5 protein-coding genes and 1 pseudogene are annotated in these 24,695 nt (G+C 43.1%); 5 read left to right on the top strand and 1 reads right to left on the bottom strand.

Annotated elements, in window-relative coordinates:
* Positions 1-47: 47 nt before the first annotated feature.
* Positions 48-14,993: pseudogene (locus tag HC728_RS16710) on the bottom strand (tandem-95 repeat protein); the annotation flags it as partial.
* 939 nt (positions 14,994-15,932) lie between these two features.
* Between HC728_RS16710 and HC728_RS16715 the strand changes: the two are divergent.
* Genes HC728_RS16715 through HC728_RS16735 form a run of 5 tightly spaced genes read left to right on the top strand, consistent with a single transcriptional unit; the run spans position 15,933 to position 24,654 of the window.
* Positions 15,933-17,282, top strand: coding sequence for an HlyD family type I secretion periplasmic adaptor subunit (locus tag HC728_RS16715; protein ID WP_190395779.1), 1,350 nt, complete (start codon positions 15,933-15,935; stop codon positions 17,280-17,282).
* A 3-nt stretch (positions 17,283-17,285) separates the two neighbouring features.
* Entirely contained in the window at positions 17,286-19,517 is a 2,232-nt protein-coding gene (locus HC728_RS16720) for a response regulator (protein ID WP_190395780.1), read from the top strand.
* Positions 19,492-20,943: a TolC family protein gene (locus tag HC728_RS16725; protein WP_190395781.1), complete on the top strand. Its 1,452-nt coding sequence runs from the start codon at positions 19,492-19,494 to the stop codon at positions 20,941-20,943. The genes HC728_RS16720 and HC728_RS16725 overlap by 26 nt, the downstream gene beginning before the upstream one ends.
* Entirely contained in the window at positions 20,933-22,519 is a 1,587-nt protein-coding gene (locus HC728_RS16730; protein ID WP_190395782.1) for an ATP-binding cassette domain-containing protein, read from the top strand. Before HC728_RS16725 ends, HC728_RS16730 begins: the two co-directional genes overlap by 11 nt.
* Positions 22,516-24,654: an ATP-binding cassette domain-containing protein gene (locus tag HC728_RS16735; RefSeq protein ID WP_190395783.1), complete on the top strand. Its 2,139-nt coding sequence runs from the start codon at positions 22,516-22,518 to the stop codon at positions 24,652-24,654. Before HC728_RS16730 ends, HC728_RS16735 begins: the two co-directional genes overlap by 4 nt.
* Positions 24,655-24,695: the final 41 nt, after the last annotated feature.

The following is a 24,695-nucleotide window of genomic DNA, read 5'->3' on the forward strand; positions in this document are numbered from 1 at the left end:
TACATAGTTAATAAGAGTGGCATTACGCCACTCTTTTATCATTTTAATTAAATTGACGTATCAATATCATCGCTATGCTCGGTTCCTGCTTGAGAATCTGAATCGAAGCTTCCAGAGTCGTCCGTGAAGTCAACACCTTGGTCTTGACCACCTGAACTTGTCCAGTCGCTGCCACCAGATTCCATACCCGCCATGTCTGGTTGCTGTTCTTGCGTAGAACCTTGCATGGTGTATTGATCATCGACCTCAACTTCAACAGAACCGCTAGCACCGTCTATTGAGCTACCCAATTCGTCGTAACCTTGGAATTGGATCTCGCTAGTACCTTCATAACCTTCTGGAAGTTCAACGGATACAGGCTGCTCTAGGTTGCCACTGATTGTGAAGCTACCATCACCGTTATCCAGTGCGTTACTCACAGTTACGCCCTCAGGTAAGCCAGACATATCAGCGTAATCAACCGATTCGTTACCACTCACCTCATCTGGAATCGAGATAGAGATGGTATCGCCCGGTGCCGCGGTTACATCTGCTGTACTGTCTTCAGTTTCAGCATCTTGAGCTTGGTCATCAGCTTGTTGAGCCACTTCCACTTGTTGCTCTTCTGTTGCTTGAGCAGCTTGGACTTGTGGTTCATCACTTTGTACTAAATCATCTTCCACTTGGATGCTTAAGCTGTGACTTGATACTTCACCGCCGTCGTTAACTTCAACATTCATCGCTAAGTTGCCATCGAAGTCTTCGTTCGGCCAGTAAGTCCACTCACCTTCACCTGATTCGGCAAAGAAGCCAGCATCGTTCGCGTCTGCAACATCAACAACTTGTGCAGAATCACTCACGCCCAACTCATCCACCAGCTGTGCATCCGTGATAGTTAGTGAACCATCATCAGCTAAGGCATAACCTTCACTCGCCGCTGCTTCATCTCCGCCTTGGATATCCACATTGAAGAAGCTTTCGATGCGATTTTCGCCATCGGTCGCTATAAATCCAACTTGAACATCACCGGTGTAGTCTTCAGCAGGTGTGAATTGATAGTTACCTTGGTTATCGCTCTCAATTACGCCCTGACCTTCCATCAAGCTCACTGACTCAATGCTCAAGCTATCGCCTTCTGCATCGCTCAGATTCGCTAACATGTCTTCATCAGTGAACGACAAGGTTGCATCCGCTGCGATTTCCGTCGTCGTGATGCTGTCAACTTCTGGTGCTGCATTCTCTTGTGAGTCACCTTCTTTCACGACTACGCCAGTTTGCTCATCATGAAGCACGCCATCTTTATCAACTACGTACGCAATGTCTGCTTCGCCAGTAAAGCCTGGTGCTGGAGTGAAAGTCCAAGTGCCATCGCCATTATCGACAATCTCACCTTGGCTGCGGTCGGCAAGATGAACCAGTTTCACTTCATCATCGCAGTCAGCATCCACATTCTCAGCCAAACCGATTAGGTCGTCCGCCGTTAGGATGATGGAATCACCCGCTACGGTTTCGAAATCACCAGAATCGATGCCATCTTCAAACGCTTCCGGCTCATCTCCGTAATCAACCGTTGTTGCGCTTACGGTTACGAAGAACTCACCATGGAAGTCTTCAGGAGGCGTCATTTGAATGTTTGAGATATCCCAGTCGAACAGGTCGATGTATTGACCCGGCTCAGTGATCATCACGGTGTTCACACCATCGGTTACCTCGAATCCAACAGGGAAACCTGTCATCACTAGGTTACTTAGTGTTTCTGAGTCGTCGACTAGGCCAACGTTCAGTCCCAAGTGACCCGTTTCATCTTCACCGAAGACTAGCGGACCGTCATGGTCCGTGGTAATTACCGCGCCATCCGCAACAGGACGAACGTACACAGGAACATCGAGAACCGTTTCAAACTCACCATCACTTACGACAACTTGCAGGTCTGAAACGCCTGCAAAGTCACCCGTTGGTGTGAATGTCCAAGTGCCATCGCCGTTGTCTGTTACTTCTCCGCCATCTTCACCGTCGGCGGTGATAATGCGTGAAACCACAAGGTCAGCCGTATCAATGTCACCGAACAAGTTCATCAAGTCGCCAGCATCGAAGGTGAACGCGCCATCTTCGTCTGTGGTCATCATTGCGTTACCGACATTAAATGGAGCGTCGTTAACTGGAATCACATCCACATTCAGCGAACCATCAACCACCTCTTCACCATCAGTTGCTTGATAACCCAGTTCTACCAAGCCATTGAAGTCTTGAGTAGTCACTAAGTGATACATGCCATCTGGCTGCTGAGTTAAAGTCGCATTAGCTGGAGCACGAACCGTAATGCTTTCGATGCTGATCTCGTCACCATCTAAATCCGTCACTTGATCCGCGATGTAAGCTGGGTCAATCACCATGACCACATCTTCTTCGCCTTGCATCTCAATCGTAGGCGCTTCAGGGGCATCGTTCACTGGCGTGACGTCGATGTTGCCGTCGACTGAGATCGTCTCTTGGCCATCGCTAACGTTAAACGTCATTGGCACATCGCCATTGAAGTTTTCGTTTGGCGTGAATGACCAAGTACCATCTTCGTTGTCCAGCAACTCACCCAAGCTAGGGTCGATTTGTAGACCAGATGCTGACAGCTCATCTGCAGTGTTATCAATGTCGGTAGCTTGAGCTAACAACATGTCTTGTGTGATAAGAATGGTGCTATCTTCGGCTGTGGTTAGTTTCACATCCTCCGACTCAGGTCCATCATTCACAGCCAGAACTTCAATACCTGCCGTTGTTGTTGCAGTTGCACCGTCATCGTCGGTTACAACCACATCTAGGCTGATATCACCGTTAAAGTTCTCACTCGGCGTGAAGGTCACAGAACCATCATCGTTTTGAACCAATGCGCCGTCAGAGCCAGTGTAAGTCACGCTTTCAAGCGACACTTCACCATCAACGTCTGAACTGTTCGCAATCAACTGCTCAGGGCTGATTGTAATCGTGCCATCTTCGTTCATTTGGTAAGACGTTGAACCCGCCACTGGTGCACCGTTAATGTCAGTTACGGTCACATCAATATTGGCATCGACTGTCTCAGTGCCATCAGACACTGTGAAGCCAAGGTTTACATCGCCATTGAAGTTCTCGTTTGGAGCAAAGCTGTAAGTGCCATCACCGTTATCAGTGAACACACCCTCTGCGCCAGTGTAAGACACGTCCGTAATAGACAGGTCATCTCCGTCGATGTCTGCAGCGCCTGCTAGTAAGTCTGCATCCGTGAAGGTTAGCGTTCCATCTTCCTCAACAGTAAAGTTTTGGTCTTCTGCTGTTGGTAGGTCATTGACTGGGTTAACCGTTAGGTCGACTCCAGCTTGAACAGTTTCAAGGCCATCTGACACATCGAAGCTCAAATCAATGTCACCGTTGAAATCAGCATCCGGAGTGATAGTAAATGAACCATCTTCGTTCGCTGTTACGGTCGCATTGTCACCTGCAGATAGGTTGCTTGCGGTTAGTGCATCACCATCAACATCGGATGCGTTAGCCAGCAACTGCTCTTGAGATAGCGTAATTGAACCGTCTTCATCAACCGAGTAAGCCACGTTTCCGGCCACTGGTGCGTCGTTAACTGCAATAACTTCAATACCAGCGGTAGTCTGAGCCGTTGCACCGTCGTCATCAATAACCGTCACATCAAGGTTGATGTCGCCGTTAAAGTTTTCGTTTGGTGCGAACGTTACCGACCCATCTTCATTTTGAACCAAGATACCGTCTGCACCTGAGTAGCTCACGCTATCAAGCGACACTTCACCGTCCACATCGGAGCTATTAGCAATCAACTGCTCAGGGCTCAATGTGATGGTGCCATCTTCGTTCATTTGGTAAGACGTTGCGCCTGCCACTGGTGCATCGTTAACGTCTGTTACCGTTACGTCGATGTTAGCATCGACCGTCTCTGTACCGTCAGATACTGAGAAGTCTAGGCTTACGTCACCGTTGAAGTTCTCGTTCGGTGCAAAGGTGTAGGTTCCATCGCCATTGTCGGTAAACACACCCTCTGCGCCAGTGTAAGACACGTCGGCAACTGAAAGCTCATCACCATCAATATCAGAAGCACCTGCTAGCAGTTGCTCGTCCGTAAAGGTAAGCGAACCGTCTTCTTCAATGGTGTAAGCGACATCTTCTACAACTGCGATGTCATTCACTGGATTCACAGTAAGGTCAGCCGTTGCAACAACCGTTTCAGTACCATCAGAAAGGTCGAAGCTTAGGTCAATATCGCCATTAAAGTCAGCATCCGGGGTAATGGTAAATGAACCATCATCGTTTGCCGTAACGGTCGCGTTATCACCGGCGGTTAGGTTGGCAGCGGTAAGATCATCGCCGTCCACATCCGATGCTTGAGCAAGCAGCTGCTCTTGGCTTAGTGTGATTGAACCATCTTCATCCACTGAGTAAGCCAAGTCACCTGACACTGGCGCGTCGTTGACTGCGATAACATCAATACCCGCCGTTGTTTGAGCGGTTGCACCGTCTTCATCTGCAACGGTGACATCTAGGCTGACATTGCCGTTGAAGTTTTCATTTGGTGCGAAGCTGTAAGTACCATCACCATTGTCAGTAAAGATACCGTCTGCGCCTGAGTAGGAAACGTCGCTAACGGATACATCACCTTCAATGTCTGAGCTGTTCGCAAGAAGCTGTGCTTCAGAGATGGTAATCACGTTATCTTCGTCAACGCTGTAGGTCGTTGAACCTGCAACTGGCAAGTCATTAACGGCAATGACGTCGATACCTGCGGTTGTTTCAGCGGTTGCGCCATCTTCATCCATAACAGAGACATCAAGACTGATGTCACCGTTAAAGTTTTCGTTTGGAGCAAAGGTGTAAGTACCATCACCATTATCAGTGAATACACCATCAGTGCCGCTGTAGCTTACATCGCTGACAAACACTTCCCCTTCAACATCCGAGCTATTCGCTAGAAGTTGTGCATCGCTTAGGGTGATACTGCCGTCTTCTTCAACACTGTAAGTCGTAGAACCCGCTACCGGTACGTCGTTGATTGGAACCACTTGAACATCAATATTCGCCGATACAACATCTGTACCATCACTCACATCGTAAGTTAGGTCGACATTACCATTGAAGTTCTCGTTTGGAGCAAAGGTATAAGTACCGTCGCCGTTATCCGTGAACACACCGTCTGTACCTTCGTAGTTAACCGACTCGACAGAAAGGTCATCGCCATCAATATCCGTTGCACCAGCCAATAGCTGTTCATCGGTAAAGGTCAGCGAACCATCTTCATTAATGGTGTAGTCGTGGTCGTAAATTACAGAAAGGTCGTTAACTGCTGTTACGGTCACGTCTAGTTCCGCTGGAGTAACCCCACCGTTGCCATCGTCTACGTTGTAGCTAATCGAGAATTCACCATTGAAGTTCTCTTCCGGTGTAATGGTGTAAGTACCATCACCATTGTCAGTGATAAGAGCGTTCTCAATGGAAACATCTCCAACACTTGGTTCGTTACCACCCGTTTCACCAGAATCATCACCTTCCTCGCCGGTTAGCAATTCAGAGATATCAATGCCGTTTTCATTCGCGAGCGCTTCTTCTGCCGTTGGTAAATCAAACGCATTCTCGCTGCCTACATCTTGGCTTGGAACAATAACGCCGTTCACGATATCAAATACATGCCAGTGGTCACCCGATGGGCTTTCAGATAAATCAGGGCTAAAGGTTTCAACCAATGTATCGCCAACAAATACCTGAACCTGTACATCTTCAACACCATCTACATCCCAACTTCTGCTGGTGTAGTTGTGTACTGAATAGTGCATGTCAGCATCTTGATAATTTGGAATAGTGATGGTTTCAGGACCACCGCCATTCGTGTCATCTACATCTTGCTGAACGACATTACCTTCACCCAAATCATGGCTCATGTCGCGATAGTAAATATGGTCTAGCTCACTGCCATTCTCTGTATCGTAGAGCCATAGGTGGTTGTCCATATCACGTGGACTGTCACCCCATGTGACCACGATACGCATATCTGTTTCTTCAAGGACTTCAGATATTGCAGTCACGCCACCATTGGTATCTTCGCCTGCTGGAACTAGGAAGCTGCTAGTAATTGAGCCTTCTTGTTCAATCGTAACGGTACCTTGGTCAACAACTGGACCGCTCACAGAGTAGTTACCAGATTGATCGGTCACCGCTGTGTAAGAATGACCTGCGTTGTCGGTTAGCGTAACATCCGCACCTGCGATTGGATTGCCAGTTTCAGCATCCAACACTGTACCGGTTACGGTTGTTTCATCGCCCTGCTCTCCGATAATTGCGGTCATGTCATCGTCTTCGATGTCAGTCGCGAATTGTAGGAGCTCTTCTTGAGTAATGGTGTATGAACCGTCTTCTTCAATGGTTATCGCCACATCAGCAGAAACAATTGGCGCGTCGTTAACTGGGTCAACGGTTAAGCCTAAGTTAGCGGCAATTGGTGTGTCGCCATCGCTGATGCTGTAGGCAACATCGATGTAGCCATTGAAGTTTTCGCTTGGAGTGATTGAGAACGTGCCATCGCCATTGTCGACAATCGTTGCATCGTCGCCCACTAAGGTTAAGTCGGAAGCGACAAGGTCATCGCCCTCAATATCAGCGGCATTCGCAAGTAACTGCTCCTGCGTGATAGTGATGACATTATCTTCATCAACGTTCGCATAAACATCAGATGTCGTTGGCAAGTCGTTGACTGGGTTTACCGTCAGATCGGCGTTCGCCACAATCGACTCGGTGCCGTCCGAAATATCAAAGCTTAGGTCGATATCGCCATTGAAGTTCGCATCTGGCGTTACCGTAAAGGTGCCATCGCCATTATCAACAACGGTTGCATTATCGCCTGCGCTTAAGTTGCTTGCGGTCAGATCATCGCCATCCACATCAGATGCTTGAGACAGCAACTGCTCTTGAGTCAGAGTAATCGAACCATCTTCATCAATGCTGTATGCCAAATCACCCGATACTGGTGGATCATTAATTGGAAGAACATCAATACTTGCGCTGGTGGCTACTGTCGCACCGTCTTCATCTGTCACCACTACATCAAGATTTACATCACCATCGAAGTTTGCGTTTGGCGCGAAGCTGAACGTTCCATCGCCATTGTCAGTAAAGATACCGTCAGCGCCAGTGTAGTTAACGCTATCAATCGCCACTTCACCTTCAATGTCTGAGGAGTTCGCCAACAGTTGTTCAGAACTGATGGTGATAACTTCATCTTCATTCACTGAGTAACTCGTTGAGTCTGCGATTGGTGGATCGTTAACCTCAAGAACGGTAATTCCAGCTGTAGTCGCTTCGGTTGCACCATCTTCATCGGTAACAACAACGTCAAGACTTACTTCACCATTGAAGTTTTCATTTGGTGAGAAGGTGTATGTACCATCACCATTGTCTTGGAACACACCATCACTGCCAGTGTAAGACACACTGTCTATCGCCACTTCACCTTCAACATCTGAAGAGTTAGCCAATAGTTGCTCGTTACTGATGGTGATTGAGTTGTCTTCGTGAACCGTGTAAGACGTGCTGCCTGCCACAGGAGGATCGTTCTCTGGTGTCACGCTTACATCAATATTGGCCTGAACTGTATCTGTGCCATCTGACACATCAAAGCTAAAGTTGACATCGCCATTGAAGTTCTCGTTTGGTGCGAAGCTATAGCTGCCATCACCATAATCAGTAAGCACACCATCGGCACCTGTATAAGTCACACCTTCAACCGATAAGTCATCCCCATCAATATCGGTAGCACCCGTTAGCAGGTCTTCATCTGTGAAATTCAAGATACCGTCTTCGCCAATGCTGAACGTTTGGTCTTGCGGTTGTGGTAAATCGTTAACTGGATTCACCGTTAGGTCTGCGGTAGCAACAAGAGTGTCTGCACCGTCGTTGATGTCGAACGTTAGATCAATATCACCGTTGAAGTTCGCATCTGGTGTAATGGTAAAGCTACCGTCATCGTTAGCGGTAACTGTCGCATCACCATCAACCATTAAGTTGGAAGCCGTTAAGTCATCCCCCTCCACATCAGATGCTTGGGCAAGTAACTGCTCTTGGCTTAAGGTAATTGAACCATCTTCTTCAACGCTGTAAGCCAAGTCACCCGATACTGGTACATCATTAATTGGTAAGACATCTACCGTAATGTAAGTATCAACTTGAGCACCGTCTTCATCTTGAATTGTTACATCCAACTGCACTTGGCCGTTGAAGTTTTCATTCGGTGCAAAGCTACATGTACCATCTCCATTAATTGAGAAGATGCCGTCAGGACCATCGTAGTTAATCTCAACAAGTTCAACATCGCCTTCAATATCTGACGCGTTAAGCAGTACTTGAGATTCATTAAATGTCAGTACAGAATCTTCATCAATTGTGTAAGACGTTGGACCTGCAACCGGCGGATCATTCACCTCAAGAACAGTAATGCCTGCAGTAGTAGCTTCAGTCGCACCATCTTCATCCGTCACTACAACATCTAGGCTAACTTCGCCATTGAAGTTCTCATTTGGAGAGAAGGTGTATGTTCCATCACCATTAATTTCAAGTACACCATCACTACCACTGTAAGTCACGCTATCAATCGCCACTTCACCTTCAACATCTGAAGAGTTAGCTAATAGCTGCTCGTTACTGATGGTGATTGAGTTGTCTTCGTGAACCGTGTAAGACGTGCTGCCCGCCACTGGAGGATCGTTCTCCGGTGTTACACTCACATCAATATTGGCTTGAACTGTATCTGTACCATCTGACACATCAAAGCTAAAGTTCACATCACCATTGAAGTTCTCGTTAGGTGCAAAGCTGTAGCTGCCATCACCATTATCAGTAAGCACACCGTCAGCGCCTGTGTATGTCACGCTTTCAACCGTTAGTGTGTCACCTTCAACATCCGTAGCTCCCGTTAGTAGGTCTTGGTCAGTGAAGGTTAATACGCCATCTTCGTTTACTGTGAAGGCTTGATCTTGCGCTTCAGGACCGTCATTCTCTGGTGAAACTGTTAGCTCTAGGTTGGTAGAGACAACATCATCACCATCAGACACATCAAACGTAAAGCTAACATCGCCATTGAAGTCAGCATCTGGCGTTAATGTGTACGTACCATCACCGTTATCTGTGATAGTTACGCTCTCATCATCGGTTGCTAAATTCAGAGCTGTCAGTTGGTCGCCATCGAGATCACGAGCATTGGTTAACAAGTCTTCTTGCGTAATGGTGATAGAACCATCTTCTTCTACTGTTGCTGCAACAGGAAGTGCTTCAGGTGCGTGCTCAATGTGCGCGCCTGTCGCGTTAATGTAGATGGTTTGAGAGACCGTTTCAGAATCATCATTCGATAACTCTGTTGCGGTTGCAGTTACATGAACTTCAAGCTGTTCGTTGAAGTCTTCTGGTAACTGGATCTGTAGCGCATTTTCGATAGCCGTTGTTGGTAAGTTCACCGTACCATCAGGGCCAACCGTCACTTCACCACTGTAGATTTGGCTGTTCACTTCACCGACATCAATTGTGAAGTTGAAGTCTGAATAGTCAGCATCACCGCCGCCATACAAATCTTCAAATCCGTAAACGAGCTCGCCATCTTCATTAACCGTCGTGCGAGTATGCTCGATACCATCTTGGTTTAGCTGAGAGCTTGAACCACCATGGAAGATCGCATCACCATTCTGCCCTTGAACTACAGTTTCAGTGCCATCGGCAGCAACAAATACAAGTTGAGGATCAACCGTATCCATGTTCGCAGGTGAACCATCTTCAGCACGGAACTCGTACTGACCGTCTTGCATCGCGTCAAAGTCATTGTGCTGATGTCCGTTTGGAATCAAGAACAGATTGAAACTTTCACCTTCTTCAACTTGGAAGCTGAACTGGTCTTGTCCTGGAACAAGGTCACCGCCGCCGCCAACTTGTGACGCGTTTTCGTAAACAACTTCAACACCCGTAATGTTGCCGTCTTCATCGACTTTGTAGTAACCCGCTGCGTTTTGGTAACCTGCCGTTTCACCTTCAAACATTACTGTAATTTCTGTGTCGTTGTAACTGGTGATACCGTTTCCTTGGTCATTCAGAACGCCTTCATTATCGTATTGAATAACCGAGCCTTCTGGAACACCATCTACCGTTACCGTCAGTGTTTCTGATAGATCTTGGTCTACCAGTGCCGCCGCAATGTTCAGTTCAACAATGCCGCCTGGCTCAACCAAAATAGCTTGGTCATCAACGTTAACGCCGTCGCCATCGGTTATCACAAGATCCGGCGCATCCGCGACTGCTTCAATATGAACGTTAAGGTCTTGTTCAACCTCATCCGTACCGTCTGTTACCGTAAAGCTGAACTGCAGATCACCACTGAAGTGCTCTTCAGGAACGAAGCTGAACGTGCCGTCACCATTGTCGGTGACTGTGCCTTCATCGCCAGAGTAATTGATGCTAGTAACGCTTAGGTCGTCGCCATCAATATCAATCGCACCACTCAACAGATCTTCTTGAGTGAACAGGATGCTGCCATCCTCTTCGATGTGGTACATGCCTGGGGCAACAATTGGAATGTCATTCACCGGATTCACGGTCAATGTCATATCATTAGACGTGCTCAGCTCACCATCGCTCACCTCATAAGTGAATGCAATATCACCGTTGAAGTTTTCAGAAGGTGTCACTGTGTACGTGCCATCACCATTGTCTACAATGCTGGCGTTCGGATCATTGGTTTCAAGCGAAGAAGCAAATAGCTCATCGCCATCTTGGTCGCTCGCGTTCTCCAACAGCATTTCTTGTGTAACGAGGATTGAACCATCTTCGTCGACATCTGCCACCATCGGTGTCGCTTCTGGCGCATCGTTGACGAACTCAACTTTTAGGTCGATGTTTGCGGCAACCACATCAGTGCCATCGCTCACATCAAACGCTAAGTCAACATTACCGAAGAAGCCTTGCTCTGGTGTTAATGTGTATGTTCCGTCACCATTGTCTGTGACTTCTACCGTGTCGCTTGCGCTCGTTACATTCACAACTGACAGTTCATCACCTTCAACGTCTGTCGCTTGTGCCAGTAATTCAGCTTCGGTAATAGTAATCGCTTGACCATCTTCCGTAGCGAAAGACATGTCAGGCACGTCTGGGGCATCATTGATTGGATTTACGGTTAGGTTAAGGTCGGCTGCAACTGTCTCAATAGCATCTGTCACATCGTAAGTAAATTCAATCTCACCAAAGAAGTCTGCGCTTGGTGTGATAGTGAAACTGCCGTCGGAGTTTTCTACGATAACCGCATTTGAATCGTTGGTTGCTAAATTAACGGCTTCAAGATTGTCGCCATCGATATCCGTTGCGTTCGCTAACAAGTCTTCTTGCGTAATGGTGATTGAGCCATCTTCATCAACCGCAGCTTCAATTGGGCCGCTCACTTCAGGACCTTCGTTGACAATCTCAACGTCGACTTTTGCAGTGCTTGGTGCGCTTTCTTGACCGTCACTGATATCGAAGCTCAGGTTCACCTCACCATAGAAATTCTCAGCAGGTTCGAAGGTGAATGTGTTGTCACCATTATCTGTTAGCGTACCTTGCGTTTGGTCTGTAAGTATCAGGTTTTCGACATGGAGAATGTCGCCATCAACATCGGTCGCACCAGACAATAGGTCTTTCGCTTCGATGATCATGGAACCGTTTTCAAGCATTTGGGTGTGTAGCGGTTCACCTGGAACTGGAACATCGTTAACAGGTACAACCGTTAGGTCTAGGTGCGTTGCTACTTCATCGGTACCATCGAACACCTTGTAGTCGATGTCGATTTCACCGTTGAAGTTCTCATTCGGCATGAAAGTAAATGTACCATCACCATTGTCGACTAAATCACCGTCATCACCACCGTATGTGATGTCAGAAATAGATAGCGTATCGCCCTCTACATCTGTGGTGTTCGCCAACAAATCATCTGCGCTGAACGTGATACCTTGATCTTCATCTGTCGATAGTACAATCGGGCCAGAAACGATTGGCGCATCATTCACTGACTCGAAATTGATATTAATGATGTTGTCATCAGTTAGCTCACCATCACTAACTTGGTACCCTAGCTCGATTTCACCGTAGAAGTTTTCATCCGGTGTTACTGTCCAAGTACCGTCACCATTATCTGTTAGTGTTGCATGCTCTGAGTTTTCACCCACCAGCTCTAGATTTTGAATATCAAGATCATCACCATCAATATCTGACGCTTGAGCTAGTAATTGTTCTTCGGTAATGATTACAGAAGCAAACTGAGCTGAATCTTCAGTATCAACAGTTATATTTGGAAGATCTGCCGTTAACTCGATTTCGTTATCACCTGCGCGGATATTCAATTCTACCGTTTCAGTAATTTCAGAACCATCAATACCAATTGAAGTAAACACCGCTTCATCATCACAAGTTTGCGATACCGTCATATTTTGAACCACGTAAGTACCGTTACCTTGTACGGTACCAAGTTCAAAGTAAGACACTGGTTCACTTACCGTAAGGGTATAGTCGGTCTCGTAATCACTTCGGTCTTCTTTATGGTAAGTCATCGAATCGATTAACTCACCATCGTCGTTGAAAGCTCGAATTTCTACTTCCGTAAAGTGACGCGACTCTTCCATGAACCAACCACCCAAACCATCGAGGTGGAAGCTGATTTCATTGATGTCTTGTCCTTGAACGGAAACCGTCAGTTTCTCATTACCACTCAGCCCTTGACGGTCAGTATCACCAATACCATGACCAATGTGCGTATTACCATTCCACGCACCAAGCGGATCATCGTTACTTTTCACCGTAACCGTTAAATCGCCATCCGAGAACTCGCGAGTGTATGGGTCAACTTCTGTACCCCAGTCGTCCACGCTCGCATTATCATCGAAGGTACCAATTTGTGTAGTATGCGTACCGTTCGCTAAAGCGTCTTCACTTGGTACAAAGCGTACTTCTGTATCAGCAGGGACTTCTTGTCCAACTTCCAGTACTACCCACTCATTATCAAGATTCACTTCGATAATGCCATTTTCTGGCGCTTGATCTAGACGCAGTGCAGGCTCTTCACGAAGCGTCACACCAACCGTTTGGTCTTCTTGTGCTTGAATGAAGATCTCTTCGCCTGCTTCTGGCGCATCATTGACAGGATTAACGGTTAGATCAAGTGTGGTCAGAACTTCATTTTCGCCATCACTCACACTATAGGTGAAATCCAATTCGCCATTGAAGTTCTCAGTGTGCGTGATAGTGAATGAACCATCGTCATTAGCAACAATCGTCGCGTCAGGGTCGTTGGTTTGAAGATTAGACGCCGTTAACTCATCACCTTCAACATCGGTCGCATTCGCAAGTAACTGCTCTTGAGTAATGGTGATCGAATTATCTTCGTCGATTTCAGCCTGAATACCTGACGTTTCAGGACCGTCGTTCACAGCAATAACATCAATGCCTGCTGTGGTAGTTGCAGTAGCGCCATCTTCGTCAACGACAACAACATCCAGTGAAATGCCACCGTCGAAGTTTTCAGTTGGTATGAAGGTGTATGTGCCGTTACCGTTATCAACGAATGAGCCGTCATCACCAGTGTAACTAACACTTGATAGAGCAACATCACCTTCAACATCAGAAGAATTCGCTAATAACTGCTCATCACTGATAGTGATTTGGCCATCTTCTTGCACTGTGTAAGACGTTGAGCCCGCAATTGGCGGATCGTTCTCTGGCGTTACTCTAACATCGATGACAGCAGGGGTTACGTCTGTACCATCAGAAACGTCGAATGAGAATTGAACATCACCATTAAAGTTCTCGTTTGGTGCAAAGCTGTAAGTACCGTCACCGTTGTCACTAAGAACACCATCTGCACCTGTATAGAGCACGTTTTCAATCGACAGTTCATCACCATCAATATCCGATGCTCCAGCAAGTAGATCTTCATCGGTAAACAGTAATGTGCCATCTTCTTCAATGGTGAACTGTTGATCTTGTGCTTGTGGCAAGTCATTAATTGGATTTACGGTAAGGTCTGCGGTTGCTTGTACCGTATCAGTACCATCAGTAATATTAAATTGAATATCAACATCACCGTTGAAGTTCGCATCGGGTATAATAGTAAAGCTACCGTCATCATTTGCTGTTACTGTCGCATTACCGTCAACAGTTAGGTTAGATGCCAATAGGTCATCGCCATCAACGTCACCCGCTTGAGCAAGTAACTGCTCTTGGCTTAAGGTAATTGAACCATCTTCGTCCACGCTATACGCCAAGTCACCCGATACTGGAGCATCGTTTATTGGTAAAACATTAACATTGATAACGGTGTCTACTGTCGCACCATCTTCATCTTGAATAGTAACGCTTAACTGTACTTCCCCATTAAAGTTTTCATTGGGTGCAAAACTACATGTACCATCACCATTAATTGAGAAGACCCCATCAGGGCCATCGTAATTAATACCAACAAGTGATACATCTCCCTCAATATCTGAGGCATTAGCAAGAACTTGAGACTCATTGAAGGTAAGTACACTATCTTCATTAATAGTATATGTAGTTGAACCTGCTACAGGGATATCATTAACCGCATCAACAGTCACATCAATGTGTGCTTCCGTTGTGGTTATGCCATCGCTAACTGAAAAACTTAAATCAACATCACCATTGAAGTTCTCATTTGGTGCAAAGGTATAAGTTCCGTCACCATTATCAGTAAACACACCGTCAGTGCCAGAATAAGAGACATCAGAAACAATTAGATCATCGCCATCAATGTCCGAAGCTCCTACCAATAATTGTTCATCAGTAAAGGTTAGTGAACCATCTTCTTGGATCGTATACGCCACATCATCGACAACGGCAGCATCATTTTCAGATTCAACTTGAATTTTAAAGGTTTCACTGATTGTCGTTGAGTCAAAGTCGTCTTCCACTTCAGAGACAGTAACATCACTTGACTCTTGCACATCAACTGCAAAGGTTTCTTCAATAGTTTCGGAATCAAAATCATCAACACCTTGTGACATTTCTGTATCAGAAGAAGGGCTGCTTTGAACTGCAGAGGTTTGAGCAGTTTGAGCTTGTGCATCATTTCCTTCAGCATCAGTTCCTGAGCCAGCACCAGATACATCACCACCTACCGACTGAGCGCCTGTTCCATCAGTAGAACCACCACTACCTGAAGCAGTCTCTTCATCCGCAGTTTCAGCAGCTCCGCCCACAACATTAGATTGCTCAGCATCCCCACTTTCATTATTAGGAGTCCCTTCTTCCTGAACAGCTCCACCAATTTCTCCAGATTCAGAGTCATCATTTGCACCAGCACCACTTGGATCATCGGTCATCGCTTGATTAACTTCATCCGCAATATCAGTATTTTCAGCACCGGTGGCGATGGTAGATGCAATAGAGTTTTGCTGATTTTGTTGATTCTGCTGTTGTGAAGATGAACTAGCCTCATCCGTTTCCGCTTGCTCTACAGCTTCATTAAGATTTTGATTATTTTGATTCTCACCTGCCATTACAGCCTCCGATTCCATTTCCAACTGATGGGTTTTATATTAATTACGCTAGATGTTTTTATATTTACTATCCTTAATTAAAAGCAAAATTAACCCTGCTCAAAGCTATTAAAGGATAAAAGTTTCAAAAATCAATTTTTTAATTAATTAAATTCTCATACTGAATCTCAATCAAACTTATTAAAAATAACCACAATAAATTCTTGTTATATTTGCTGAACTACCATAGGTTAAAAAGAAAATTGCACTGTAGTAATAATTAAAATAATCCATTAGAAAAAAATAACTAAATATCCTATAACTTAGATATTTAGGTAATATTGAGAGAAAAATTCAAATCTAAATATATGACAATTTCCTAAGCGCTTACTTCAAGACAGCAAATGAATAGAATGAATCATGAATAACAAAAAAATTGAACACCACTTAAAAAAAGCACTCGTATCTAATAACGAGTCATCTAATGTGACCGCAGACGACAACATTGTCCTTGCGAGTGCGATGACGAGTGTGCATAAAACCTTGTTAATCATTTTTCTTGTTTCTATCATTTCTATTGCCGTTGCCTCACAGGCTCGTATCGATATTGTTGTCTCAGTCAGAGGGGAGTTATTGTTGGAATCCGATGTTGAAAAAGTTCAACATTTAGAAGGGGGGATTCTAGATGAAATGTTAGTCAGAAAAGGAGACGTAGTTTATGAAGGGCAACCTATTGCTCGTATACGTTCACTCGACCGAAATACACAACTTGATACCGTAGAAACTGAAATTATCCAATTAGAGCTAGATAAACTGCGTTACGAAAGTTTACGTGATATGAAAGAACCTGACTTCACTTCCTATCTAGATAAATACCCAGAACTCGCACAGATAAATATTAATACATGGAAACAAGAATTTTCTAAAAATCAGTCAAACGAAGATCTCATCACTCACGATATTAAACACAAAAACTCTCTAATTAAATCAATGCTGAAGCGTCGAATAAGTTCTAAAAATCAACTCTCTTTGATCCGAAAACAACTTAATATCAAAAAGACTCTGTATAAAGAAGAAATGGCCTCTTATGTCGATGTTCTGAGTATGCAAGTTCAAGAATCTAACATGGTACGAGAAATTGAAAACCTCGACGAGTCCATTATGAATGAACGTTTCCAACTTGATAAACTTGAGAAACAACACCATGACCTAGTCACAAATCGTAATTCAGAATATCAAGCACAAATTATTCAAACGAATAAAGACCTTAAACTGAAACGCATTCTTCTTCCTCAACACTCAGATAAAGTTAATCGACTCATTGTGTATGCTCCAATCAATGGTGTTGTCGATAAAGTTCACTTCAATTTTCACTCTGCCGTTATCCCACCGGGTGAAAGTATCGCAGACATTGCACCAATTAATAACACATTACACGGCGAAGCTAAGATCCCGCGTAAAGACATGGGCTTTGTAGAAATAGGTCAAACGGTCAAAGTCAAAATGGACACTTATAACTTTGCTAAATATGGTTTTTTAGACGGACGAATTGCTTCAATAAGCCGATCTTCTTATGAAGAAGAAGACGCTGAATTCTACTTAGCAGAAATTCAAATTAATCAAAATTACCTCGAACGAGGAGGCACTCAATACAAACTTTCACCCTATATGGAATTTACTGCAGATGTAAAAACTGGCTCACGTCGAGTTATCGAATACGCTGCAAAACCTGTTATGTCAGCTATCGAAAATGCATTCGATGAGAGGTAATGTGTGAAAGTTAAAACATCACATAACATAATCATTCCTGTTATTCGTCTAAGTATAGCTTTTAGCATAGGGCTAGCTGCCCTCGCCATTTATTTATTTATTTCATGGTCTCGCTCCGATACTGTGGAACAAGTACAAAGCGCCCCTTTGTTAATACAAGCTAAGAAGCTTAATCAAACAATAGAAACTAACATCAATATGCTTCAGAGGTGTTTAACGCTTCTAGATTGCAATATCAATACATTAACACTGGGTAAGATCAAAAATGACTTATATGAATTTAAGTCTCTCGCTTCCTTAAATAAAACTGAATTCAGTCTTGTTGGCGCTACTGAATACATACAACTTGAACTCGCTATTAATAGATTTGAAAACAACTCTATTACAGAGAGCAACATACAGGTTTTATACCTTGCTCTTACTACCAATTTGGTCCAATTAAATGAGAACTACCAAACTATGTTTAGTAATCACGCTAACAATATTATGGTAGAACGAAACCAATACTTTATTTGGCTGACCATTGTCGTTATCTGCTTAGCCCTTATTGCCATCATTTCCAATCTTATTGCTGTATCTAAACTTAAAAAGTCCAACACCAATAAACATGCTGTTGATCTAGAACTAAATAACTTAGCTAATGAATTAGAAAACTTAGATTTAGAAAAGCTCAACGCACTTTTGAATGACGTCAGTACCGCACCAAAACAACGCCGTATTTATTCAAGCCTACAACAAAAATTTACCAAATTAGAAGCTCAAAAACGTAATAACGACCTTTATAAACAGCTATATGTATTAATCGGTTATGAAATCAGAGGTATCACTAATACCATTCAAGGAGGCGTTCAATACCTTGTCCAAGAAACTGACGAAAGCGGGGTCTTAATGGCACAAGATATTACCTCTGCGGCAAATACTCTTTCAGAATTAGCCGAAAACTATAACCGATTAATATCACAAGGAACGGAAAGTAAAGCCAAAGACTTCTCGCTATTAAGTTTACTGTCTGAACTTATGATTCATTTAAGTTCAAAAGTACAACGCAACGAAAGTCAATTAGACTGCTTCTTCGCCGATAACCTTCCTAACCGAGTAGAAGGTCAGTCTACAAGCCTATTCTGGGTTTTGTTTTTACAACTTTCCAATGCGATCCAATTGAAAGCCACTCATAAACTATTAGTTACCATCAAATCAGGAGCAGCGCTTGATATCGAAAACACACGCTTAACTATTAACCTTAATTTTCTAACTTCACTAGATATACCGCTAGCAAAACTGAATAAACTTCATTGGAGTGATCACAAAGAGTATTCAACGAACAAAGACAGTTTAGCAAAAAATTTATTGAACGATGACAGACACTATGAAAGCCGTTGGTTCCAATCTGGCAATCAAGAACGGTTTCAAATTGAACTCGATCTCAAGGCAAAAAATTTCTACACAGAAAAAACACGCTTCGATAATAAGCGCCTGCTTCTATGTGCCAACTCTCAGTTACGAATAGATATCATGAGAAACATGCTAAGTAACTTAGGACTAGATATCACAACAGTAAGAACACCAAATGAACTGTTTTCGTTAGCAAAAACCTTTGGTGAATATGACGCAGTTATGCTTACCGATACCTTTGAATCAAACAAACTTCCATCACTCAGCAAAACAGTTAAATCACAATTGCGTAACCACCCTAACACCAAATTATTGTTATCAGTGACCAACACAAAGCAAGCGCAAGAGAGCCACAACTTCGTCGATAAAATTATTAATTCACCCGCTATTCCCCATGAGTTTATTCCGAATCTACTCACAATTATGGAAGCAGAAGCAACAGAAGATCAATTGGGAAATAGCTCATTCCTCATAGTCGAAGATGATCGCGTTCAGCAGTTCTTGCTAAAACGGATCTTAGTGAAACAAGAATATGACCCTGAGACAGTAAATGATGGTGCTGATGCCGTAGAGCACTTCATGAAGCATCGCTCAGATATTATTTTTATGGACTGTATTATGCCAGGTATGGATGGCATGGAAGCAACAAAACGCATACGTGAATACGAACAAAAAAACAACCAAAAACCCTGTACGATAATAGGTGCAACCGCATTGACCAGCAGTAATGAACATCAAGCCTGTATTGAAGCAGGGATGGATTACGTGATCAGTAAGCCTTATAAAAACGAAGAAATCATAAAGGTGATCAATAAGTATGTTGCAGTACAAAAACTTAACTAATAGTGTATTCATTGTCTTAGCACTTAACATAGCCCCTTTAGCAACGGCTGCAACCCTGCTTGAGGCAGTTACACTCGGCCTTGAAAACAATCTATCTTTACGTGCGAGTAACAAAGGCGTTGAAGAGAGTCAAAACAACATTGGTATTAGCCGCTCTAAGTTTTTACCTTCACTTAACGGTGCAGCCGATACCGCATGGAATGAAAATGAAACCATATTAACTAGAGAAGCAAACACTACATCCAGCTACAACTCAAACAGCTATAGCCTTTCTTTAGCACAAACTTTATTTAACCTTGGTGATATATTCAAATACGGTACAGCTAAACTTGATTTCAATATTGAAGAAATCAAACACCAAAATAAAATACAAAGTACCATTTCAGAAATCGCAACTCAGTACTTTGAATACCTTAAAAACAATGCTCAAATTAAAGCAACTAAAGTGGAACTCAAATCCTCAAAAACCCGAACTCGTCAGATGCAAAGAAATGTAGAGTTAGGTAATACCGCAGCGAGTGAACTATACGAAGTGATAGCTCAAAAAGAAGGGATTGCAAATCGATTAAGAACGCTACAAAAAGATCGTCGTGTCATTCTTAATACTCTCTCAATTCAAATTCAGTATCCTATTACCCCCTCACAAGACATTTATGAAAGTGTACCTTTGTTAGCAATAAGTGACTCAGAACAACGCGCGATTCTCGAACAAGCTTTGCGACTCAATAACGATTTATTAATCGCAAAGAAAACCGTAGAGCGAAGCCGTAGAGCACTTAAAGAAAGCAGCTCAAATTTCTTACCCACCGTCTCTCTTTCAGCGAACTACCGACACGATGATACAAATAATTATGACAGAGCCGACCCAAGTGCGACTGGTGAAAGTAATTCATCAAACGTAAAACTTAATTTAGCGGTACCAATTCTATCCGGGGGCTCTGATTACTACGATTACCAAAAGTCATCATCAGCTATCGATAGAACCGAGCTGCTTTATCAAGACTCTCTGTTCTCTACTCGCAATGACGTTAATAACTCTGTTCTAAACATTAATGATTACTCTCAATCAATTGAAAGTTATGAAAATATTATTCGCGCTAACTACTCTTCCTATAAAGGCATACAGCGTGCCTACCAATTAGGTACTCGAACCATCACTGATTTACTGTCTGCTGAAAGCAAACTATTTAGTGCGCTGCGAGACTACGAAAGTGCGCGTTACGATTACATTATCGAACTCATTAGGCTTGAACAGATCAAAGGGATTCTAACCATTTCATCAATTGAACGTATCATGGCATTAATGGGTGATATTGAGGGACGAGATAAACAAGATTTAATTCCTAAGCACCTACTGACTAACAGAACGAATCAAAGCAGTACAAAAAATGGAACGAAAAATAATGGTGACTTAAATGCAAACTGAACTGTTTTCGCAAAAAATTAATCTTGCGGATAAGTGTTACCTTGTCTTCTCAACGGTCATTTCAACTCTATTGGCTTTGGTATTGCCCTTCTCAATCCTGATCATTTTTGACCGCGTATTACCAAATCAATCACAAGATACCTTATTCTTACTGTTTGCTATTATCTTGTTCTCCATTTTTCTCGATTATCATATTAAGAATCAAGAAGAAAAAATCTCATCGGTCATTATGAAGCAGTTTGAAACCAACCTAACCAACAAGGTGTTTCAATCCATTTGCTTAGCGGAAATTTCCAAATTTCGAAACCTAGAATCTGGAGAATACCTAGAGCGAATCGCAACTATTCCAGAAATTAAATCATTTTTTGGTGGTGAGTCTGTTCGAGCCATAATTAACCTTTCTGTCAGTGTCATAACCATTCTACTAATTGGCGTCATCAACGTATGGGCTGGTTTAACGCTTCTGGCTGCATCCTTAGTGTTACTCATTTTTGCCTTAATGCTTTCTAAGCAAAAAATCGACAGCTTGCAGAATAAATCTGATATCGAAGGTTTAACCACATCCAAAATCATCGAAATCATTTCTAGCCCACTCGATATAAAAGCTCGAAACATGGAATACCGAGTCGAAAGTTTAATGACTCAAATGGTTGAAGAACGAGAAGTTGAAAGCATCAAATACGAACAAATCGAGTCGAATTTCAATTTGATCTTAGCACTCATTCAACAGCTTTCTATTGCAGGTGTTGTTGTTGTTCTAGCGATAGCTGTCATCAATATGGAATCAAGCCAAGGTATCATGGCCGCCATCATTATGCTCACCAACCGATACTTTGCCCCCTATCAACAGGTAATGCGCACTATAGGCCGCTGGAAACTAAATAAACTGCAAATTCAACGTATCGCAGAACTCTTAGAGCTAGCCGCATCAGTCGACCAACAACATGCAACCACCGAAGTTGAACATATCTTGGTAAAATATTCAGAAAAACAACGAATTGAGTTTGAACGAGGACAGGCATATCTGCTTACAGGAGAAAGTGGCAGCGGCAAAACACATTTAGCAAACTGCATTACTCGCCAAACTGCAGGTCAACAACTCGATATTTTAATCAATGATATTCCACTCACTAATATCAATTATAACGTTTGGCGTAATAGTGTATTAATGGTTGATAAAACCAGCTCTTTTGTCGAGGGTACAATCATTGATAATCTGACTTGTTTTCGTCCGAGTCTCAATAATACTGCTTTTGCCTTATGTGAAACGATGAACATCAAAACCCAAATTGATGCTCTACCTTCTGGTTTCTACACTGAGCTTAAAGGTCATACGAGAAACCCTTTTTCACGCCAAGTCGGTTATGCACTTTTACTGGTACGCGCTCTACTTGCCAATAAACAAGTGTTAATCTTCGACGACATAGACTGTGTATACGATGATGATTTTGCACGACTGATACTCACCAGTACTGCTTATCGAGCAAGCGATAAAGTCTTCATTATCATCAGTAATAAAATAGACAAGCTCAATCATCGCCTTAAGCGTGTTAAACTCTCAGGATGCAACCAATGAGTATTTTAGTCGATTTCAGTAATATCATTCAGCGACTACAAGATTTTGATTCGCCAAGTTATGACGAGCGCTATGCTCAATCTCCATTAATTCACGGTTTAGCTTATACGTTAATCGCCTTAGAATGGGAAGGGACCCCTGAAATCCTAAGTGATGCATTTATTTCAAAATCAAAAGATAACGACAGCTTTATCGCCACAATGGAGCGCCTTGGCTACCGCTGTGAGACAACGAAACTCAAGACCTTAGAAACTATCGAAGCTCACCCCCACCCTTGCTTTATTGAAATTGAAAATCTCACCGCAATTTATTTAGGTACGCAAGATGGAAAACTGATCCTCTTTGATTACATCAATAACAACACCATCGAATATCCACTATGTAATAAAGCATGTGTATTGGTGTCAATCAGCGAATACTCCAGATTATTCCGTGAACCACCACCCGAATCTCAAGACAGAAGTAACTGGGTTAAATATGCCTTTTATCGATACACTAACGAACTAAAAAGCCTAATCATACTGAGTTTTGTGATTAGTGTATTAGGAGCACTCCAACCTTTTTTCATCATGAGTGTTTACAACTTTGCCTTAACCTCTAGCTCTCAAGCAACGCTTTACTGGTTAACTCTGTTTGCGTTCATTATCGGTTTTTCAGAATACTTTTTTAAAAAGATGCGAGTTAATATTATCGCCACCTCAGGTAAAGACTTAGCTGTACATATATCTCAGAACGTAATATCTAAACTACTTTGGTTGCCCTATGCCATGACCTCTACCGCTGGGGTGTCATCACAATTAGCTCGTTTAAAAGACATCGATACATTCCGTCGCCTAGTTACCGCAGAATCAACGCTAAGCTATTTTGATATGCCGTTTGTGATTGTATTTATCATCGCAATTGCCATCATGTCAGGTACCGCGGCATTAGTTGTGATGGGGGGATTAGTCTTGATGCTCGCTTTCTGTGTGTATTCTCGCTATATCTACTCACAAGCAACATCAAAGAGTTCACGAGCCAATGCAATGGTCTCTTATCAATGGAACGAAATACTTCGAGGTATCAAAACTATTCAAGGTTTACCATTGTTGCGAGTTGTTCAATCTCGATTTAGTGCTTCCCATATGCAAAGTACTAATGACGCTGAAAACGTCGCAGTAACCAACAGTAAAATTCAAGCTGCTGGTGGTGGTCTTATCCAAGTTATCGGTACCGCCAGTATTGTCACCGCAGTAATTGGCGTAATGGATGGAACCTCCGATGCGGGCGCCATGCTTGCCACTGTTATTTTGGTTTGGAAAGCTCTTGGTCCTATCATGGGCATCTATAATTCCATTTCGAAATTCCAATCAATCAAAGCATCCTCAGCACAAATCAACAATTTAATGTCAATGAATGACGATAAGCTCTCACTTGAAAAAAGCCCGCCAATTCGTTCATTTCAGGGGGGGATTATTGGCAGTGGAATAACTCACCGATACGCAGGAGCAGCGACAGGATTGACCAACTTAGGGTTCAAAATCCCACCGGGAGCTAAAGTGGTAATTTGTGGTCCAACAGGCTGTGGTAAAACAACACTGCTCTCCATCATCGCAGGATTAGAAGATCGTTATCAGGGTGCAGTATCAATTGACGGCTACAATATCAAGCAATTCAATAACTATCGCTATAGAACATCAATCAACTATATTCCGTTCAACTTACATATTTTTGAGGGCTCATTAGAAGCTAATTTCATTCTTCATAACGGGCTAATCCCAACAAAAAAGATGAGCGAAATAATTAGCTTCTTTGAGTTAGACAAATGGCTACCTGAAGGATTAGACACACAATTAAGTCAAGACAAGTGCAGAAACCTACCAAATGGTATCCAACAAAAACTCCGACTTGCTCTTGGTCTAGGGGCTTGTGAGCAGTCCGTAATTATTATTGATGAACCTTTTAATGGTGCAGAGCAAGAAAATGCTCATTACTTTAATCGCCTTTTTAGTGATAAGTTACTCAATAAAACAGTACTATTCTCAACAAATGACCCAAGATTAATCGCAACCTCAAGCATGAGTCTTGTATTAGAATCTGACGGTAATTCGAAATACTTTGGTTTAACAGACAAGTATTTAAGCAGCTTAAGCTAAAAATAGTGAGCAATAAATGAATGACAAAACAATAAAATAAG

The organism is Aliivibrio sp. S10_S31, assembly GCF_014694495.1.
GTDB classification, from domain to species: Bacteria; Pseudomonadota; Gammaproteobacteria; order Enterobacterales; family Vibrionaceae; genus Aliivibrio; species Aliivibrio fischeri.

Coding starts and splice junctions, on each gene's coding strand:
- HC728_RS16735 (WP_190395783.1), top strand. CDS start 22,516: ATGAGTATTTTAGTCGATTTCAGTAATATCATTCAGCGACTACAAGAT.
- HC728_RS16715 (WP_190395779.1), top strand. CDS start 15,933: ATGAATAACAAAAAAATTGAACACCACTTAAAAAAAGCACTCGTATCT.
- HC728_RS16725 (WP_190395781.1), top strand. CDS start 19,492: ATGTTGCAGTACAAAAACTTAACTAATAGTGTATTCATTGTCTTAGCA.
- HC728_RS16730 (WP_190395782.1), top strand. CDS start 20,933: ATGCAAACTGAACTGTTTTCGCAAAAAATTAATCTTGCGGATAAGTGT.